General features: G+C 67.3%; 14 protein-coding genes and 1 tRNA gene. 5 read left to right on the top strand and 10 right to left on the bottom strand.

The features are described from left to right. Positions 1–520: 520 nt before the first annotated feature. Positions 521–1,333, bottom strand: coding sequence for an aminoglycoside 3'-phosphotransferase (locus ACM6LU_RS34405; protein WP_414942012.1), 813 nt, complete (start codon positions 1,331–1,333; stop codon positions 521–523). A 618-nt stretch (positions 1,334–1,951) separates the two neighbouring features. Here ACM6LU_RS34405 and ACM6LU_RS34400 point away from each other — a divergent pair. Then, positions 1,952–2,416 carry a (d)CMP kinase gene (locus ACM6LU_RS34400; protein ID WP_414942011.1) on the top strand — a complete coding sequence of 155 codons (465 nt, stop codon included), beginning with the start codon at positions 1,952–1,954 and terminating at the stop codon, positions 2,414–2,416. Here the strand turns inward: ACM6LU_RS34400 and ACM6LU_RS34395 are convergent. The 4 genes from ACM6LU_RS34395 to ACM6LU_RS34380 form a co-directional block, all read right to left on the bottom strand. Further along, positions 2,319–3,500 carry an XRE family transcriptional regulator gene (locus tag ACM6LU_RS34395; RefSeq protein ID WP_414942009.1) on the bottom strand — a complete coding sequence of 394 codons (1,182 nt, stop codon included), beginning with the start codon at positions 3,498–3,500 and terminating at the stop codon, positions 2,319–2,321. The genes ACM6LU_RS34400 and ACM6LU_RS34395 overlap by 98 nt on opposite strands. Then, a complete protein-coding gene (locus ACM6LU_RS34390) occupies positions 3,487–4,272 on the bottom strand; it encodes a hypothetical protein (RefSeq protein WP_414942008.1) in 786 nt (261 codons plus the stop codon). Before ACM6LU_RS34390 ends, ACM6LU_RS34395 begins: the two co-directional genes overlap by 14 nt. Positions 4,273–4,746: 474 nt before the next feature. Beyond that, positions 4,747–4,819: transfer RNA gene (locus ACM6LU_RS34385), tRNA-Thr, on the bottom strand. A gap of 46 nt (positions 4,820–4,865) precedes the next feature. After that, positions 4,866–6,437, bottom strand: coding sequence for an alkaline phosphatase D family protein (locus tag ACM6LU_RS34380; RefSeq protein WP_414942007.1), 1,572 nt, complete (start codon positions 6,435–6,437; stop codon positions 4,866–4,868). 149 nt (positions 6,438–6,586) lie between these two features. On the opposite strand from ACM6LU_RS34380, the gene ACM6LU_RS34375 reads away from it, so the two are divergent. The 3 genes from ACM6LU_RS34375 (at position 6,587) to otsB (ending at position 12,265) form a co-directional block, all read left to right on the top strand. After that, positions 6,587–8,152 carry a threonine/serine ThrE exporter family protein gene (locus ACM6LU_RS34375; RefSeq protein ID WP_414942006.1) on the top strand — a complete coding sequence of 522 codons (1,566 nt, stop codon included), beginning with the start codon at positions 6,587–6,589 and terminating at the stop codon, positions 8,150–8,152. A 93-nt stretch (positions 8,153–8,245) separates the two neighbouring features. Beyond that, positions 8,246–9,685 carry an alpha,alpha-trehalose-phosphate synthase (UDP-forming) gene (locus ACM6LU_RS34370; RefSeq protein ID WP_414942039.1) on the top strand — a complete coding sequence of 480 codons (1,440 nt, stop codon included), beginning with the start codon at positions 8,246–8,248 and terminating at the stop codon, positions 9,683–9,685. Positions 9,686–9,736: 51 nt separating this feature from the next. Further along, a complete protein-coding gene (gene otsB, locus ACM6LU_RS34365) occupies positions 9,737–12,265 on the top strand; it encodes a trehalose-phosphatase (RefSeq protein WP_414942005.1) in 2,529 nt (842 codons plus the stop codon). Between the two features lie 555 nt (positions 12,266–12,820). On the opposite strand, the gene ACM6LU_RS34360 is transcribed toward otsB, so the two are convergent. Both ACM6LU_RS34360 and ACM6LU_RS34355 read right to left on the bottom strand, forming a co-directional pair. Beyond that, positions 12,821–13,777 (bottom strand): glycoside hydrolase family 6 protein, encoded by a 957-nt coding sequence (locus ACM6LU_RS34360; protein WP_414942038.1) that lies wholly within the window; start codon positions 13,775–13,777, stop codon positions 12,821–12,823. A 158-nt stretch (positions 13,778–13,935) separates the two neighbouring features. Then, entirely contained in the window at positions 13,936–14,601 is a 666-nt protein-coding gene (locus tag ACM6LU_RS34355) for a C39 family peptidase (RefSeq protein WP_414942004.1), read from the bottom strand. Positions 14,602–14,768: 167 nt separating this feature from the next. Between ACM6LU_RS34355 and ACM6LU_RS34350 the strand changes: the two genes are divergently transcribed. After that, a complete protein-coding gene (locus ACM6LU_RS34350) occupies positions 14,769–14,951 on the top strand; it encodes a hypothetical protein (protein WP_414942003.1) in 183 nt (60 codons plus the stop codon). A gap of 231 nt (positions 14,952–15,182) precedes the next feature. Here the strand turns inward: ACM6LU_RS34350 and ACM6LU_RS34345 are convergent, their stop codons facing one another. The 3 genes from ACM6LU_RS34345 to ACM6LU_RS34335 form a co-directional block, all read right to left on the bottom strand. Continuing rightward, a complete protein-coding gene (locus tag ACM6LU_RS34345) occupies positions 15,183–15,644 on the bottom strand; it encodes a hypothetical protein (RefSeq protein ID WP_414942002.1) in 462 nt (153 codons plus the stop codon). Positions 15,645–16,590: 946 nt separating this feature from the next. Continuing rightward, positions 16,591–17,949: a DNA repair protein RadA gene (gene radA / locus ACM6LU_RS34340; protein WP_414942001.1), complete on the bottom strand. Its 1,359-nt coding sequence runs from the start codon at positions 17,947–17,949 to the stop codon at positions 16,591–16,593. A gap of 149 nt (positions 17,950–18,098) precedes the next feature. Next, positions 18,099–18,815, bottom strand: a complete 717-nt coding sequence (locus ACM6LU_RS34335; protein WP_414942000.1) for a hypothetical protein — start codon at positions 18,813–18,815, stop codon at positions 18,099–18,101. Positions 18,816–18,837 lie beyond the last annotated feature (22 nt).

The raw sequence follows: 18,837 nt of genomic DNA, 5'->3' as shown, positions 1-18,837 counted from the left end.
TGTTCCTCACCGACCGCAAGGCCCCGGCCGGAACACCGACGTTGGACGTGTGCCCGGAGACCGGCCGGGCCCGGCTTTCCTGCCGCCGCGCCGAAGAGATCTTCGAGGAAAACACCCGGCTGCTGGCCAACCCTCTCGCCTCACCCGACGACATCGAGGACCTGGACGGCTGGACACTCCACCAGCGCCGCCACAGCGCCCTGATACACGACGCCGAGGACGGCACCGAACACGGTCAAGCGATACGCCCGCGCCGCCACCCCGGACCGAATTCAGCGGGTTCCCAAGTATCGGGCCTGCATGGTCGACCCATACCGGGACCACCTCCGCGCCCGCCGTGAACAAGACCCATCTGCCACCGGCCTGTGTCCCAGCCGCCCGGTGTCCAGCTCTGCAGCGGCCTGCCCAGCACCGCGGGCGGCTCGGCCGCCTTGCCCCGGCCCGTACGCCCACGACGTCACAGCTCTGGACCACCTGGCTGACTACCTCGGCCGAACTGTCCGCCCTGGGTGCGAGCGGGTCACGCCAAGTCGTAGAGCAAGCGGTAGTAGGCGATGCGTTCCGGGTCGGGGGCGATCCCGTACGTGTCGTACAGGATGCCGTCGAAGCCGAGACCGTAGTCCCAGTCGAGGCTCCACGTCGCGACCGCCAGATCGGCCCACCGGTCGGCCACCCCGAGCGAACCCAGGTCGACGTGCGCGGCGAAGGTGCCGTCGTCGTGCAGCAGGGTATTCGGGGTGCAGGCGTCTCCATGGCAGACCACGAGACGGTCGATCGCGGGCGGTTCACCGAGCCGAGCCCTGGCCTCGGCCAGCCCGAGGTGCTGGTGCTCGGGGGACCAGTCGGCCGGGCCCTCGCCGTCGGCGATGCGCTCGTCGGCGCGTACGAGCCGCCGCTCGACGCTCCAGTCGAACGGGCACCGGTCCGCCGGCAGGGTGTCGTGGAGCAGGCGCAGTCCGCGGCCGATCGCGGCCGCCGCAGCAGCAGGCTCGGCCTTCCATCGGGGCTCCACCGCCGACCGGCCGGGGACGGCTGCGGTGATCAGCCACGCGCCCTCGGCATCGATGCCGTGGTCGAGGACCGGTGGGACGCGCGCCCAGCGCTGCGCCCAGGCCAGGCGCTCGGCTTCGCCGGGCAGGTCGATCTCGGGGGTCCCGGCAGCGACCCACTTGACGTATCTGGCGCTGTCGCCCCCGTCCAGGCGGAAGGTCAGGCCGCCGAGCTCGTTGCGCCACACGGGGGTGATGGCGGCGTCACCGGCGAGCGCTGTGACGATGTCGGGGACGGGCACCGGCCCGGCCAGAACCTCGGAAATGACGGGGCGACTGCTCACAAGATCACGATCTTGACAGGGCCGGGCCCTACCGGCCAATCGATTTCCCGAGCGCTGATCGCAGGTGTCAGCGGCGAACGAGCCCAGTGCCGACGGCACGACGGTTGAGCAGCCGGGCGACAGCGGCCAACGCGGCGACCAGATCAAACGCAGACAGACTACGACGCGGTAGGTAGGCGACGCTCGGTGACCATGCGCGGCCAGATACCTCCCCACTAACTGGCCGCCACTGGGGAATCCCAACTGGCCATTGACATCTTGTGGCAGCTTGACTACACCTGCCGTGGTCGTCCCGGACCCGACCGGGGGCGGGTTTCAGTGCGTCCGCTGGAAAAGGAGTTTCCGTAGAGATGTTGCGAAACCCGCGCAGGACCCTGGCCGGGGTTGGTCTTGGCCAGCTCGGCGGGGCGTTCCCTTGGGTGGCGCAGGTTGGCGAGCAGCGGTCGAGTCACTCTGAGTTGGGCGTGCGCGGCCAGCACCAAACTACGTCCACCTGTCGGCGGCCTCAGGCTGCCGTAGCCGGGGCCGAGTCCAGCCGAGAGTCTGCCCAAACAGGCGAAACGTGTGCTCGCGTTATCGAAGCGACGGAGGAACGTCCGTCAGCACGTGGTTGCCAGGATGCCGGGAGTACGTCTGCACATCACCGAACTCGTCAGACAATGGGCCGCCGAACACGAGCAGTGCATCATCGAAGGGCAAGACATCGGCACGGCCGTGTTCCCCGAGGCAAGCCTCGAATACTACCTAACCGCGAGACCTGGTGAAGCCGGACCCCACCGTCAGCACCCACCAGGACGACCCGGTCTTGCCTGCGGTACCGACCCGCGCTCATCTCGATCTCCCTATCAGGCGGGCCGTACCTTCCCTGCGCCGCGGGGACACCCACCTACAGCGTCAGGTACTCCCGGACCTCACCACGTAAGTGCGGGTTCCCGCCGCTGCAGCGGCAGCATCGTTTCTTGCGCACCCGGGGCGGTTGCGCTCCCTATAGAACCAGGCGGAGATGCGGGCGATCTTGGCGAGTTCCGAGCAGTTCGTGAACGCGCCCGGTGGACCAGGCGAGTTCAGCCGCCAGTTTGGTGACGGTGGTGCCGTGGTTTGCGGCTAGCTCGAAGGCTTGTGCGAGCAGGACGGGGTTTTCTCCGGGGTAGCCGGCGATGGGCTCGTCGGCGAACATGCCTTGGTTTCTTAGAGTGTTGAGCCGTTGGTATGCCCTGCTTGCTGTGGGCGCTGAGAATAGGCCCAGCTCGCGGCAGCGGTAGAGCAGAGACCGGATGGAGACTCCCCACTCGATCTGCAGTTTGGCGAGGACGCCGAAGTCGACGCGGACGGGCAGGTCCGGTGCGATGCTCGCGCGCGGCGTGAGGAACTCGGCCGCGAATGCGTCAGCTTCTCGTTCGGTTTGAGTATCGCCCGCGGGGGTGTCTCCGTGCAGGACGAGGTGGCCGAGTTCGTGCGCTGCGCTGAAGCGATACCAGTAGACGTCGTCGGCACGGTCGGGCGTCAGCACGATCAGCGGCCGGGGCAAGCGCGAGGTGGAGAAGGCATCAATGCGTTTGGCTTCGCTGCGTTCGAAGGGCAGCATCGCGACGATTATGCCTCGGGATTCCATGAGCCGGACCAGGTGCGCGATCGGCCCTTGCCCAAGTCCCCAGTGCCGGCGAAGTGCGCGGGCGGCGCCGACAGGATCCAGTGGGACGTCCTCGTTCGTGGTGACCTCGCCGCCGGCGAAGCCAGGCAGGTCCACCAGCGGGAGCTGCACTCGCCTCTCGAGGGCGTGGGTCAGTTCCCATACCTGGGCAGCGAATGCGACGGCGCGGTCTCGCTGAAATAGACGGGTTGAGCGCAGGCTTCGGAAATGGGTCCCGGACGTGTCGAGGGCAGCATGTGGACGACCCGCCGCGAAGAAGTGGACCGGGACGTCGAGCAGATCAGCCAGGCGGATCAGGATGTCGGGCCGCGGGCGGCTGACCCCGGCCTCGTACTGACCGACCGCTGCCGGGCTCACGTGAAGGTTGTCCGCCAGCTCCTTCTTCGTCATCCCCGCCAAGTGCCGGGCCTGGGTGAGCCGCGCCGGATCGAACGCACTGGCCACAACACCCGGGCTGGGCGACGCTGTGAGGCGAGGTTGCAAAAGAAGAAGCTGCGGATCGTCAGTCTTGGTCATCGTCCTGGGCGTGAGGTTCGTCGGGGTGGGGTTCAGTCTGCGGCGGCACACCTAGCTCGTCAGCACCAGGTTGCCGCAAGCCCAACGCGATCTCGGGCTCTTTACCGGAATCGAACCATGAGGTGCCGGTGCCGCGCCCGGCGAGGCTCAGACCGCCAGCGACTCCAGTCGCAGCCAGGGGGAGTGCGGAGTGATCGCCCCACCGCAGCTCGCCTTCCCCGATGTGTTCGGCTTGTCCCCACTCGACATGCAGCACGCCAGCTTCGAGGCTGCAGGCATAGGCGATCACGACCAGCTGGACGCCTTCACCGAGCTGCGGGAAGGACTCATATTCGTCGTGTGCGTCGAGTTCTTCCCATGCCTCATCGAGAAATGGCTCGGTACGTTCGACTTCCGGCGCGTGCGCACCGAACAGCCGCTGCCGCTGCGGCGACACCGGTCGCCCGAGCCGAGCTCGCTCAACAGGCACACCAGCTCGGTCGGCGTAGCGCAAAGGGAAGAAAGCCTGGTCCGCGATGACGACAAGCTGATAGCCGCCGAACTTGGCAACCTTCGCGCCGTCGATGGACAGCAGCTCGCGAACCAGCTCCTCATGCTGGAATTCCCACAGCCCGTTCCCGTAAATCCGCCTGGTTGTCGAACGAGTGGCGTCGTGCCCGTCCCTCGCGCGACCGTGAGCGGTCGCGAGCGCTTGGGGAATCCGCCGGCGCAGAGCGTGGGCGTTCTCGCCGAAAGCGCCATCCGCCCAGTCCCGGGCAACTCGAAGATCCATTGTCACTCCTGCCGCGTCGCCGAGCACACTTCAGCATCCAGCGAAAGTACTCTCAAGCACTTTAGCTGACGACAAGAATTTTTCAGCACTGGAGGTCGGCGTGTCGACGATCAAGCAACCCGAGAGACACCCGTGCGCCTGGGCGCGACCGGCCGACACGCCTTTTGCAACCTGAGGCGGCTGGCCGCCGCCCGGACCGACGTGACGGACTTCAGGTCCAGCCGCCACTCCTCTGCCAAGTTCGCGCAGATAGGACCACTCGGAAGCCCAAGTCACGCAGCTACGATCCAGTCGCGGCCAGCACCCATCCCGACCACGCCGTGAAATTCCTACTGAAGGAAGCGCACCCGAATCCGCAGCTTTCAGCACAGCAGAGCAAACGGAGACGAAACGGAGCCCAATCGGGCCGAGTCAAACATGAACACTAGTCACATTAAGCACCATACCCGCAGGTCAGCGATCATGTTGATCTTGAGCCGCCAAGGGGGCTCGAACCCCTGACCTTCTGTTTACAAGACAGATGCTCTACCAGCTGAGCTATAGCGGCCTCGCCCGGAGTCACCCCCAGGCGAGCCCAGTATATCGGCGCCCGTTCAGCGGTTCGCAGGGTGCACCCACGGTTCCCCCGCCACGGTCCGGAAAGCGTGCGCGAACGTCACGGCGGTCGCCGGGTCGCGGCGGTCGGCGACGTAGTACCAGTTCATCCGGACGGCGTCCGGGGTCACTTCGAGGACGCCGGGGCCGTGCGAGTCGAGTTCCACGAAGCGCACGTGCGGGTTCAGCGCGCGGATGGCGGCCTCGACCTTGAGCGAGCCGGTCCGCGGCGGGACACCGAGTTGCTCGTCGAGGTTGTCGGAGGTGACCGACGGGCAGACGAACTCCACCGCGACGCTCGTCCCGTCGCGGGGTACGTCGTTCGCCCACGACGAGTGGACGTCGCCGGTCAGGAACACCGTGTTGCCCCGCCCCTGCGCGGCGATGGTGTCCAGCACCCGGCGACGGTCCGCGGTGTAGCCGTCCCACTGGTCGGTGTTCACGGTGGTCGGCTGGCCGTCGAGCAGGCCGGCCAGCGCGAGCTTTTCACGCGAAGGCAGGGTGGGCACCTTGATCGGCGTGACCATCACCGAGTTCCCGACGACGTTCCACGACGCCGTGCCCCGCGCGAGACCCTCGAGGAACCACCGCCGCTGGTCGGCGCCGAGGATCGTGCCCTCCGGATCCTCCTCGGGCCCGGGCTGCCGCGTCCGGTATGTCCGCAGGTCCAGCATGGTGAGGTCGGCCAGCCTCCCGAACTTCAGCCGCCGGTACAGCCGGTCGCCGCGATGCCGCACCGGCATCCATTCGAAGTACGCCTGGTGCGCCGCCCGCATCCGGTCGGGCCAGCCGCCCTCGGTCGCCGGATCGTGTGATGGCGATCCACCGGACCAAGCGTTGTCGGCTGCCTCGTGGTCGTCCCAGGTCGCGATGACCGGATGGCGGGCGTGCAACCGCTGGAGGTGGTCGTCGGTCTTGTACATCGCGTGGCGCCGCCGATAGTCCGACAGGGTGACCAACTCGTGAGACGGAACCGAAGGCCGGAGATCACCCGCGGGGTTCGGGTTACCTTCGTAGAGGTAGTCACCCAGGTGAATGAAGGCGTCGAGATCGTCGCGACCGGCCAGATAGCCGTAGGGGGCGAAGTGACCGACAGCCCAGTTCGCACACGACACCACGCCGAACCGCAGCCGTGCGACTTCCTCCTCGTGCGCGGGCGCGGTGCGGGTGCGCCCGGTCTGCGAGACCTTGCCGCGCGACGTGAACCGGTAGTAGTACGCGGTCGACGCGCGCAGCCCACCCGCCGTCACCTTCACCGTGTGGTCGCGTTCGGGCCCGGTCCGGGTGTGACCACGAGCGACGACGTCCACGAAATCTGCGTCGGCGGCCACCTCCCATCGGACGTTCACCGGCGCCCCTTTTCCGGATCCCGGAACAGCCTCGGCCGAAGGCGTGACCCGGGTCCAGAGAAGCACCGAATCGGGCTTGGGGTCACCCGAAGCGACTCCGTGCGCGAAAACCGGGGCCTCCGCCCCGCTAGATGCCCCCGAAAGGGTGAATGTCGCCGCAGTTCCGGCCGCGGTGACACCGGCCGCGCGAAGGAAGGAACGCCTGCTTACAGAGGACGTCATGACATGCAGTGTGCCGCAAACCGGCGAGACCGCGATGATCTTCCTAAGGCGTGGTGTACGCCACTTCGGATTACCTGCAACGGGCAGGGCATCGGCCCCGATGGTCCTCGGGAAAGTCCCTCGAACGAGACCGAGGAGGTGGATCGATCATGAAGATCAACGAGCACACCAAGAGGGCCCAGGGCGGCGAACGCGGTGTCGAAAAGAACCAGGACGAAACACCCGAACGTGGCGAATGGCTGCTGGAAGCGCCGCGGCAACGTGACGGTGAGCGATCGATCCACCAGGCTCGTTCGCACCGGCCGAACCTGCTGCGCCGCCGCGCCTGGCAGATCCTCGAAGCCCCGACGGCCGAGCAGCCCGCCGTCGACGGCGACGAAACGATGGGCCCGAAGCCGCCCGACGACACGACGGTCAACTTCGTCCTGGACCTCGTCCTGCGCATCGGCGAGGTCCAGATGTCGAGCGGCGCCGGCGCCTCCGACGTCACGGCGACGATCATCGCGCTGACCTCCGCGCTCGGCCTCCCGCACTGCGAGGTCGACGTGATCTTCACGTCGATCACGGTCACCTGCCACCGCGGCACCGACATGGCGCCCGTGACGGCGTTGCGCGTGGTCCGCTCGCGCAGCCTCGACTACACGCGGCTCACCCAGACGGAGACCCTGGTCCGCCGGATCGTCCGCGGGAACATCGGCGCCGAGGAGGCGCAGCAGGAACTCCAGCGGATCACGACCGCGCCGCACCCGTACCCCCGTTGGGTGGCCACGGCCGCCTGGGGTGGCCTTGCCGCGTTCATCACCCTGATCCTCGGCGGCAGCATCGACATCGCCCTGGTCGCGCTCGTGATCAGCGCGGTCATCGACCGGCTCGGCCGCTTCCTGAACCGCTTCGCGCTGCCGTTCTTCTTCCAGCAGGTGATCGGCGGCCTGGTCGCGACCCTGTCCGCGATGGCGATAGTCAGCAGCGACCTGCTCACCACGAACAAACCCACGCTGGTCGTCGCGGCGGCGGTCACCGTGCTGCTGTCCGGTCTTTCCACGGTTTCCGCCGTGCAGGACGCCATCACCGGCTATTACGTCACGGCGGCCGGGCGCACGATGGAAACCGCGCTGATGAGTGCCGGGCTGATCGCGGGTGTGGTGCTCGCCCTGAAGATCGCTCTGCTGCTCGGCCTGTCGCTCACGCCGCTGCCCGAGGTCGTCTCCTCGACGCCCCAGCAACTCCCGATCATCATCATCGGCAGCATCGGCGCCTCCGCCTGCTTCGCGCTCGCCTCGTATTCGACGATGCGCGCGATGCTCGTCGCGGGAGCGGCGGGCGCGATCGGCGGCGCGGTGTACGGCGCGCTGATGCTGACCGATTTCGAAGCCGTCAGCTCGTCCGCGATGGCCGCGACGCTGGTGGGCTTCTGCGGCGGCGTGCTCGCCAGGCGGCTCAAGGTGACGCCGCTCGTAGTGGCTGTGTCCGGCATCACGCCCCTCCTTCCCGGTCTCTCCACCTATCGTGGTCTATACCAATTGGGCGTCGAACAGGGTGGGAACATCTCCACACTGATGACCGCGGTCGCGATCGGGCTTGCCCTGGCAGCGGGTGTGGTACTCGGCGAGTACCTGGCGCAGCCGGTGCGCACGGGGCTCGGCAGGCTCGAACGCAAGTTCGCCGGGCCGAGGATGGCGGGCCCGATGGAACCCGCCGAACGACGCTTGGAGTGAACGCGCGACGACCGGCCGTCGCGTGGGCGCGCGATAAGGTTTCCCCTTAGGGCAGCGACCCGCGATTTCAGGGAGCGGCTGGTGGACGAAGTGATGGCTGAGACGGGCAGAACGGCTTCCGCGGACTTCGTCGTGGTGGCGAACCGCCTTCCGGTGGACCTCGAACGGACCACCGACGGGAGCAGGCGCTGGACGGCGAGCCCCGGCGGGCTGGTGTCGGCGCTCGAACCGTTCCTGCGGTCCCGCAAGGGCGCCTGGGTCGGCTGGCCGGGTGTGCCCGACGTCGAGGTCGAGGAGTTCGACGACGACGGCCTGGTCCTGCACCCGGTCTCCCTGACGTCGGACGAGGTCCGCGACTACTACGAGGGCTTCTCGAACGCGACGCTCTGGCCGCTGTACCACGACGTGGTGGCCAGGCCGGTGTTCGACCGGAGCTGGTGGGAGTCCTACGTCCGGGTGAACCGGCGCTTCGCCGAGGCGAGCGCGAAGGTCGCCGCCGAGGGCGCGACCGTGTGGATCCAGGACTACCAGCTGCAACTGGTACCGGCGATGCTCCGCGAACTGCGCCCTGACCTGCGGATCGGGTTCTTCCTGCACATCCCGTTCCCCCCGGTCGAGTTGTTCATGCAGATGCCGTGGCGGACCGAGATCGTCCGCGGCCTGGTCGGGGCCGATCTCGTCGGTTTCCACCGGCCGGGTGGCGCGCAGAACTTCCTCTGGCTGGCGCGGCAGCTGGCCGGGCTCGAATCCAGCCGCGGCGCGGTCGGCATCCGCACCCGCCCCGGCCTGATGCAGGTCGGCGACCGCACGGTGCGGGTCGGCGCGTTCCCGATCTCCATCGACGCCGTCGGCCTCGACAAGCTCTCCAAGACCAAGGGCGTCGCCGAACGCGCCGCCCAGCTGCGGCGTGACCTCGGCAACCCGAAGAAGGTCCTGCTCGGCGTCGACAGGCTCGACTACACCAAGGGCATCGACCTGCGGCTGCAGGCGCTGCACGAGTTGCTGCACGAAGGCCGCGTCCGCCCGGAGGACGTCACGTTCGTCCAGCTGGCCACGCCGAGCCGGGAGCGCGTCGAGCACTACCAGCGGATGCGCGGCGACATCGAGCAGATGGTCGGGCGAATCAACGGTGAATTCGCCCGCGTGGGTCGCCCGGTCGTGCATTATCTGCATCAGTCCGTGAACCGGACCGAACTGGCCGCGTTCTTCTCGGCGGCCGATGTCATGGTGGTCACCCCCCTGCGTGACGGGATGAACCTCGTCTGCAAGGAGTACGTCGCCTGCCGCCACGACCTCGGCGGCGCGCTCGTCCTGTCCGAGTTCGCCGGCGCCGCGGCGGAGCTGACCAGTGCTCTCCTGGTCAACCCCCATGACCTGGACGGGGTGAAGAACGCGTTGGAGACTGCCATTACGCTCGACCCCGCAGAGGGACGCCGTCGTATGCGCGCCATGCGCCGGCAGGTCCTCACGCATGACGTCGACCGCTGGGCGCGCTCGTTCCTTCAAGCGCTCGGTGGAGAACCGACCGACTGACCGTGTCCCCATAACACCACCCCGCCCCGCTTAGTCCCCGAGGAGAAATCGTTGACCGCCGAGGCACTGCCCGCCGAGCTGCGGCGCGCGATTGTCCAGGTCGCGCGCACCCCGCGGCTGCTGGTCGCCTGCGACTACGACGGCACGCTGGCGCCGATCACGGCCAACCCGGACGAAGCCCGGCCGTTGCCCGAATCGGTGGGCGCGCTCAGGTCGCTGGCCGGCCTGCACGAGACGACCACCGCGGTCATCTCCGGCCGTGCGTTGCGTGATCTCGCCACGCTGTCCCGTCTCCCTGCCGAGGTGAACCTGGTCGGCAGCCACGGATCCGAGTTCGATATCGGCTTCATCCACGCGCTCGACGACAAGGCCCGCGAACTGCACAGACGGCTCGAAGCCGAGTTGGAGAACCTGGTGCTCGACGTGCCGGGCGTCTCACTCGAGGTCAAGCCCGCGAGCATCGCGGTGCACGTCCGTCGCGCCGAGCACGAGGCGGGCCGCCGCGTCCTTCGCGATGTCCACAATGGACCTTCGCAGTGGGAGGGCGTGTCCACCACCGACGGCAAGGAGGTCGTCGAGCTCGCGGTCGTCCAGACGGACAAGGGCCGCGCGCTGGACACCCTGCGCCACCAGGTCGGCGCGACGGCGGCGATCTTCCTCGGCGACGACGTCACCGACGAGAAGGCGTTCGCGCGGATCTCCGGCCCGGACATCGGTGTGAAGGTCGGCGAGGGCGAAAGCCTCGCGCAGTACCGGGTTCCGGACACCGTCGACGTCGCGATGGCGCTCGCCTTCCTGCTCGAAGAGCGCCGCAACTGGCTCTACGGCGAGCAGGCGCCGCCGATCGAGCGGCTTTCCATGCTGGCCAACGAACGTTCGGTCGCGCTCGTCACGCCGGACGCCCGGCTGACCTGGCTGTGTCACCCTGGCCCCGACGCGCCCGCGATTTTCGCGGATCTGCTCGGCGGCCCCGGTGCCGGGCACTTCTCGATCAAGCCGTACCGCAACGGCCTGCCCCTCGGGCAGCGCTACCTGCCGAACACGATGACGGTCGAGACCCGCTGGTCCCGGCTGCTCGTCACCGACTACATCGAGCCGGAGAGCCCCGCGCACCGCACGGACCTCGTCCGGGTGATCTCGGGCGAGACGGCGGCGGAGATCGTGTTCGCGCCGCGTCCCGAGTTCGGCGGTGTGCCGGTGAAGCTGGTCGCGCAGGGCGACGGGCTGGTGGTGCAGGGCACCTCGGAACCGTTCGCGCTGCGTTCGCCGGGCGTGGAGTGGGAGATCACCTCCGACGGCATGAACGACACCGCGACGGCCTTGGTGACGCCCACGCCCGAGAGCCCGGTGGTGCTCGAACTCCGTTGTGGCACCTCGGATCTCGTCGCACACGAACTGTCCGAAGTGGAGCGGCGGTCCCGCGCGGGCGACTACTGGAGCATTTGGGCGCGGACGCTCAAGCTGCCCAGCGTCCAGACCGACCTCGTCGGCCGCTCGGCGCTGACGTTGCGCGGGCTGGTCAACACCGACACCGGCGGCGTGCTCGCGGCGGCGACGTCGTCGCTGCCGGAGGAGATCGGCGGCGTCCGTAACTGGGACTACCGCTACTGCTGGATCCGCGACGCGGCCATGACCGTGCGCGAACTGGTCCACCTCGGCTCGACCGAGGAGGCCGAAGGCTATCTCCGCTGGCTGCACGGCGTACTGTCCACTTTGGCCGGTCCGGAACGGCTGCACCCGCTGTACACCTTGGCGGGCAGCGTGATCGGCGCCGAGGCGGTCATCGAGTCGCTGCCGGGGTACGCCGGTTCGCGGCCGGTCCGCGTCGGCAACCTGGCGAACCACCAGGTGCAGCTGGACGTCTTCGGCCCGGTCGTCGAACTCGTGCAGACACTGGCGGAGGCGCGCGGCGAACTGCGCGACGAGGACTGGCAGATGGTGCGCGCGATGGCCGAGGCCGTCACGCGGCGCTGGAACGAGCCGGACCACGGCATCTGGGAGGAGCGGCACGTGCCGCGCCACCGGGTGTACTCGCGGGTGATGTGCTGGGTGACCATCGACAGGGCCGTCAAGCTGGGCGAGATCTACGGCCGCCAAGTGCCGGGCGCGTGGCCCTCACTGCGTGACGAGATCGCCGCGGACGTACTGGACAAGGGCTGGAACGAAGAGGTCCAGGCCTTCACCACCGCCTACGACGGCACCGACCTCGACGCCGCGTCGCTGTTCGTCGGGCTGACCGGGCTGATCGATCCGGCCGACCCGCGGTTCCAGTCGACGGTGACCGCGATCGAGGCGGAACTGCGCAGTGGGTCCACTGTGTACCGTTACCGCCGCGACGACGGTCTTCCCGGCGGCGAAGGCGGTTTCCACATCTGCGCGGCTTGGCTCATCGAGGCGTACCTGCTCACCGGGCGGCGCACCGAGGCCGAAGAACTGTTCACGCAGATCGTCGACGCCGCGGGCCCGACCGGCCTGCTGCCCGAGCAGTTCGACCCGATCGCGGAGCGCTCGCTGGGCAACCACCCGCAGGCGTACTCGCACATCGGGCTGATCCGCTGCGCGAACCTGCTCTCCCGCTAGGCGCGCGACGTCCACTGTCGTCTGTGGTAAAGGCCTCCTTTCCGACACCCTGAGGGGTCAGGGTGTCGGAAAGGTCGAGGTCTCGCAGGTCAGGCGTTATTCGTCGCTGTGTAAGGCTGACGATGGAGGAATGGGGACGTCGAGTGTCCCCATTCCTCCATCGCCGCGGATCACACCGGTCACGAAGCTTGATCAACAGAGGTTCAGCGACGTTTCCAACAGCAGCGCCGACCAGCAGCTCTGCGACTTTGCCGGGACCCTGACCTCGCGGTAGCGAAGGCCCTCAGCCCCCACCGCTGTGATCCTTGGTGACGACTTGCACCAATACGTCCGTGAAGGACTCCTTGAGGGACTCTGGGTCCCTCAAGGAGTCCTTCACGGACCACCCACCCCACACAATTCGAAAAGGCGTCCTTTGCCACGTCACCGTGACAAAGGACGCCTTCAGGTACTTGGAGTCGTCGCGCCGGCTGCTGTCCTAGGGGTCGTGGCCTTCGCTTTCTCGGCAGAACGAAAGTCACAGACGAACAGCCGGCGCGACGGGTTTCGGGTGGGTCAGGTACCGCTGATCAGGCGCAGGGCCAGGTCGGAGCTGAATTGACCGGCTTCTACGTTCGGCGCGATCCCGCACTTGCCGTCGGAGTCGCCGGGCACCTTGACCCAGAGCAGCATCTCGGCACCGCCGCCGGTCTGCGAGGGAGTCCCGAGCTTGCGCCCGGCCGGGTTGCACCACTCGGCACCCTTGGGGCCGTTGCCGTTGCGGCTCGTGTCGATCACGAACGGCTTGGTGTAGCCGTACTTGCTCGACAGCGCGGCGCTGACGGCCTTGCCGTAGTTCGCCGAGTCGGTGGTGGTCTTGTAGTTCGACACGTTGATCGCGAGACCGCGGATCGATTTCACCCCGACGGCGTTGAGCCGGTCGGCCATGGTCGCGGCGGGGATCCAGGTCGAGTTGCCGCCGTCCATGTACGCCCAGGTGTTCGGGGCCTTGGTGGCGAACTGCTGACCGGCGAACTTGAGCAGGTCGAGGCGGGTCTGACGTTCACCGGCGGGCAGGCAGTCGAGCTGCGCGAGCGCGTCCGGCTCGATGATGACGACCGCGGGCTTGCCGCCGATGCCATCGGCGAAGTTCGAGATCCAGGTGCGGTACGCCTCCGGGCTGCCCGCGCCGCCACCGGAGTGACCACCGCAGTCACGGCCGGGGATGTTGTAGGCGACCAGGATCGGCAGCTTGTCGGCCACGTCGGCGGCGTAGGTGTAGCCGTCGACGGCCTTCTTGACGTCACCGCTCCAGTTGCCGAACCAGCGCGCGCCCGCCTTGGTGGAGATGGCGGCCTTGATCTTGTCGGCGGTGCTGCCAGGGTGATCCCTCACCCAGACCGCGGGGTTGGAGTTCGGGTCGGTGTAGAAACCATTGGTCTTCTCAAGGGGGTTGCCGTCGGCGGCCTGGGCCGGCGCGGCGATGAGGGCCAGCATTGAGGCGGCCAGCAGACCGAGCGTCTTGATGCGCATGTCGATCATCTTCGAGCACCCGCGTACAAGATTCGTACAACCCGCGTTTCGTCCTCTAGTTGCGACGTTTCGGCGTCGAACCATCGCAAGTAGTCCTCTAGTTGCGGTACTTGCGCGTGCAAGTACCGCATCTAGAGGACGAAACGCGGGAGGAGGGGTCAGGCCGAGTAGCCCTTCGGCGGGATCAGGGTGGCGAGCTGGTTGAAGGTGAGCCAATAGATCTGGTTGCCGCCGAAGTTGGCCGGGTCGGCGATCTTCACCGTCATGTTGCCGCTGTTGTAGCCGATGATCGTGAAGTAGTGGTAGATCGTGTAGTTCGGGTAGCCCGGCGGGTGGTTGTTCGCCGGGGCGACGATGTTCGCGACGATCGCGTAGCCCTTGTCGACGTCGAGGACGATGTCGCGCCACAGGAGGTCGCGCTGCGCCTGGGTCGGCGGGTCGTTCGGCATCTCCTTGGTCTCGTACCAGCCGCCGCCGATGTGGGCGTTGAGGACGCGGGTGACCTGGCCGATCCAGTCGGTGCCGTTGGTGCTGGTCGGGAGCTCGTTCGCGAGTTGCTGCTGGCTCGGCGGGTTGCCGTTCTTCGCCGAGATGGCGATGCGGGTGGCGGCCGGGCCGCACCAATACCCGGTCTGCTGGATCTGGTACTGGATGTTGAGCTCCGCGGCCGCCCTGACCCCTTCGACCTTGGCGGGCGGCGCCATCGACTTCACGAAGTCGGGAGCGGGTACGACGTACTCGTCTTGAGCGACGGCCACCGACGGCGCGGTGATCAGTGCGGACACCGCGAGCGCGGCGACGACCGCTGTCCTGAGTCGACGCATGGTAATCCTTCCCCAGCTTCACTTTTCCTTGGTGAATACTGAACAGAGTCGCCTCTTCGGCGGCTTTTGTCTTGATCTCCACCTGGGCTTTCCCCGATCGGCGTACGACGAAAGTAGGGTCAGATGAACGCTCGGGAGACGATCGGGCAAGAGCGATCGTGCAGGTGATGAAGAACGATCACGGGCAGGCGGGCTCACAGGGGCCGGACCGGCCGGATCTCGGCGGTCCCGACCCCGCGCCCGTCTTCGGCATGCTCTTCGACGCCCACGCGGCCCCGCTGCAGCGCTATCTCGCGCGCCGTGTCGGCACGGAGACCGCGCACGACCTTGCCCACAGGGCGATCACGTAGTTGCGGTCATCCAGGATGAGCAGGTCGTCCCCGCCAAATTCCCGGCACCGCCGCCACCCGAACCTCGTCCTCCATCGACGACTCCGACACCGCCGCGCCGGCCGTCGGCGGCGAATTCACTGGCGTGGCCGCCACCGGGGCACACTGGCCACGCCTGCCATCAAAGCGGCCGTGGTGACCGTGATCAAAGCTCGCGAAAGTACGCTAGATCCTTTTCTCATGCTCCCCTCTTCATTTGTCCGGTATTTCACCGGCCGTGATCCGGCCCGAGTGCCAGTATTCGATGACGATGTCCTTGTCCGGCAAATAGATCCAGACGTCATCGCCGATGTCCATGAGCAGGCCGGCGTTCGCCGCCGCAAGCCGTGCGGGAATGCCGATCGATGGGATTACCACATTTCCCCAGAACACGATGGCTTCGGCGCGAGGATCAGTGTTCCTGACTATGAGTTCACCGAGAACTCGAGCCGCGTCGTCGTAATCATGTTCGACTCGCTGCTCCACGATCCGAGTCACCGACCAGTCCTTCGCGCCAGTTGTGGCCAGGTCGATCGGAAACCGGTTGACACTGACCGAACCGTATTCATTGTCTTCGACAAGAGTCAATTGTCTTACCAAGACTCGCCTGTCTGAGCCTATGGCATCGAACAGCGGCCGCAGGGAATTCGGATGAGTTCCGTAGTGCATATTCACTACCAAATGTTACCACGTAGAACTACTTCGAATTCAGTCCTGATTCTAGTACATTTGATCGCCCATTTCTGACCGGTGCGACCGCTCCCCACCATTACCCTGAAGTGCGACCTCTTCTCGGCATCCCAGTACAGTTGGCGTCGCTTGAACACCCCGTTCACTCTGACCTCGAAACCGCACCTTGATCGACCGTGACCTGAACAAGACGCTCTTACCTTCGTCGACAATCACCGCACTGATTTGTTTCGACGCGGGCAACCCGGTCATCGGTCCTTCGCCACGCCCTCATCGCCGACAGTGACCGGATCGATATCTCCTTATTCGTTTCAAAACAACAGCCACGCCCGGGGCAGAGATATCACCGTACCGCACCTTTCCAAAAGCAGGAACAAGTCCGGTCAAATCATTGGTGAGCCGATGAACTTGGATAGCCACACTATAACAAAGTCAACTTCCCTCTCTTCGTCGGAAAGCGACTTCAAGCAAGCCGAAGTCACGGCGCATGAGCGGCTTACGGCGGACATCGATGTAGCGACTCCCCCAGCTTCGTCTCTCATTCATTTGGAGACGAAGCCAAATTCACACTCAATACATGGCCGACAGCGAAAACCTGAGCAAGAAATTTCAGGTCTCGCATGCTTACGTAGTCTTCAACATCTTGATAAGAGGTTCATCTCGGCAACCCCGTTTACCACGTCTCCGAACTCACCCGAATTGAACTTCTCTCGCGTGGACTTCGCCTGCTCAATCAGATAGTTTCGCAGCTTCGATTACTTTGATCGCCTCGTTGGTATCTCGCCGCGGCGAGATACCCGGTCCTTAAAAACTCCGTGGCCGCGACGGTTCCGCGTCCAGCGCGACTCGCTTGATTTCCGGAACCGCCACCCGGGCAAAGCCCGCAGCTTCGCGCGGTTCGCCGCGGCGGCCTCTCGCGCACCCTGGACTTCTAGCGGGCGTGTTTGGCGGCGTTGAGCGCGCTCGCGACGTCAGCGACCTCCAGCACCCGGATGCCCGGCGGGATCTTGCCGGAGTCCGGCGGCACCAGCGCGTAGGTGAAGCCGAGCCGGGCGGCCTCGGCGAGCCGCCGCCCGATGCCCGGCACCCGCCGGACCTCACCCGAAAGGCCGACCTCGCCCATCGCCACGAGCTTGGGCGAGAGCGCGGTGTCCGTCGCCGACGACATCAGGGCCAGCACCACCGCGAGGTCGATGCCGGGCTCGGTGATCTTCATGCCGCCGACCGTCGCCACGTAGACGTCCTTGTCACCGACCTTGATACCCGCCCGCTTCTCGACCACGGCCAGCACCATCGCGACGCGCGCCGAGTCGAGACCACTCACCGCGCGCCGGGGCTGCGGCGACTGAGTCGCCGAAACCAGCGCCTGTACCTCGCCCAGCAGCGGGCGCTTACCCTCCATGGTCACCGTGACCGCGGTGCCCGCGACCGGCTCGGCGGTGTGGCTCAGGAACAGGCCCGACGGGTCGGGCACGCCGACGATGCCCTCCTCGACCAGTTCGAAGCAGCCGATCTCGTCCGCGGCGCCGAAGCGGTTCTTGATGCCACGCAGCATCCGCAGCGTCGAATGTTTGTCGCCCTCGAACTGCAGGACGACGTCGACCAGGTGCTCCAGCACCCGCGGCCCGGCGACCGAGCCGTCTTTCGTGACGTGGCCGACCAGCACGATCGGCAGCCCGCGCTCCTTGGCCAGCGCGACCAGCCCGGAGGTGACCGCGCGGACCTGGGTGACCCCGCCCGGCGAGCCCTCCACCTGTGGCGAGGCCATGGTCTGGATCGAGTCGACGATCAGCACGCCCGGCTTGACCGCGTCGACGTGGCCGAGGATCGCGGCGAGATCGCTTTCGGCCGCGAGGAACATCTCATCGTGGACGTTGCCGGTGCGCTCGGCGCGCAACCGCACCTGCCCGGCCGACTCCTCGCCGGTGACGTACAGCGCGCGGCCCGCGGTGGCCGCCCACTGATAGGTGACCTCCAGCAGGAGTGTCGACTTGCCGACGCCGGGCTCACCGGCGAGCAGGATGACCGCGCCCGGCACGAAGCCGCCGCCGAGGACGCGGTCCAGTTCGGAGACGCCGGTGGGCTTGGCACGCGCCGTCTCGACGTCGACCTCGCCGATCGGACGCGCCGGGGCGCTGGGCGCGCCGGCGGCGACCCTGGCTACCGCGGGGCGGGCGTCGCCGCGTTCCTCGATCGTTCCCCATGCCTGGCATTCGGGGCAGCGCCCGACCCACTTCGGCGCCTCGTACCCGCATTCACCGCAGCGGTAGGTGCTGCCTTTCTTGACCACCCCGCGAGGCTAGCGGCCACCACCGACAATCCCCGGCAGCGACCGACCTCGCCGGTAGCCGAAGGGGACTTTCCCCGCATCAGATGCAGCGAAGGGGCCCTTCACCGCGTGTGATGCGGTGAAGGGCCCCTTCAGCTCGGCTACGGGAGTTAGTGGCCGCCGCCCTTGGCTTCCTTCTCCGGAGCGGGCGCCCGGCTGCCCGGGTGCGACGGCGCCGCGACCGGCAGGTCCAGCGTGACCGAACCGGAGTTCTTGAAGACGAAGGTGACCTTGATCGTCTGCCCGGCCCACAGCGGCTGCTTCAAGCCCTGCAGCACGACGGTGGCCTTGCCCACCTCGGCGGGCTGCTCCGGGCCAGCGGACGGCGTGACCGTCCCGGCGACGCTCGACGACGGCGCACCGGACTCGCTGCTCGACGGGGCACCCGAGGACGACGGGGCACCCGAGGAGGACGGCGCGGAGGAGGCGGCGCTCGTCGGGGCGACCTCTTTGGTCGACTCGACCGCGCCGGAAGGGCCGATCACGAGCGCGTGGGTCGAGACGACGACCTTGGCGCCGGAGATCTTGGCGTCACCGGTGGCGGCCTCGGAGGAGACCGAGACGAGCTCGTCGTCCTGCTTGCCCTGGTTCACGATGGTCAGCGACAGCGGCACGGCGGCACCGGCCGGGTACGCCTGGCCTTCTTCCGGGAACTGGAGCGCGGCGTTCCGCAGCACAAGATCCTTCGCCTGCGCGTACGTCCCGTTGACCCCGGGCTGCTGCGAGTCGGTCTGGGTGATCTGACCAGCACTGCAGCCGGCGAGCACGAGCGCGGCGCCGAGCGCCAGCACCCCTGCGCCGAACACGCGACGATTCTGCAGCCTCACGTCGGAGTCCTTCCATCTCACG

The organism is Amycolatopsis sp. cmx-11-51 (assembly GCF_047608665.1).
In the GTDB taxonomy this organism is placed as follows: Bacteria; Actinomycetota; Actinomycetes; order Mycobacteriales; family Pseudonocardiaceae; genus Amycolatopsis.
Note: the sequence above shows the minus strand (reverse complement) of the source record. Positions and strands in the feature narration are given on the sequence as shown.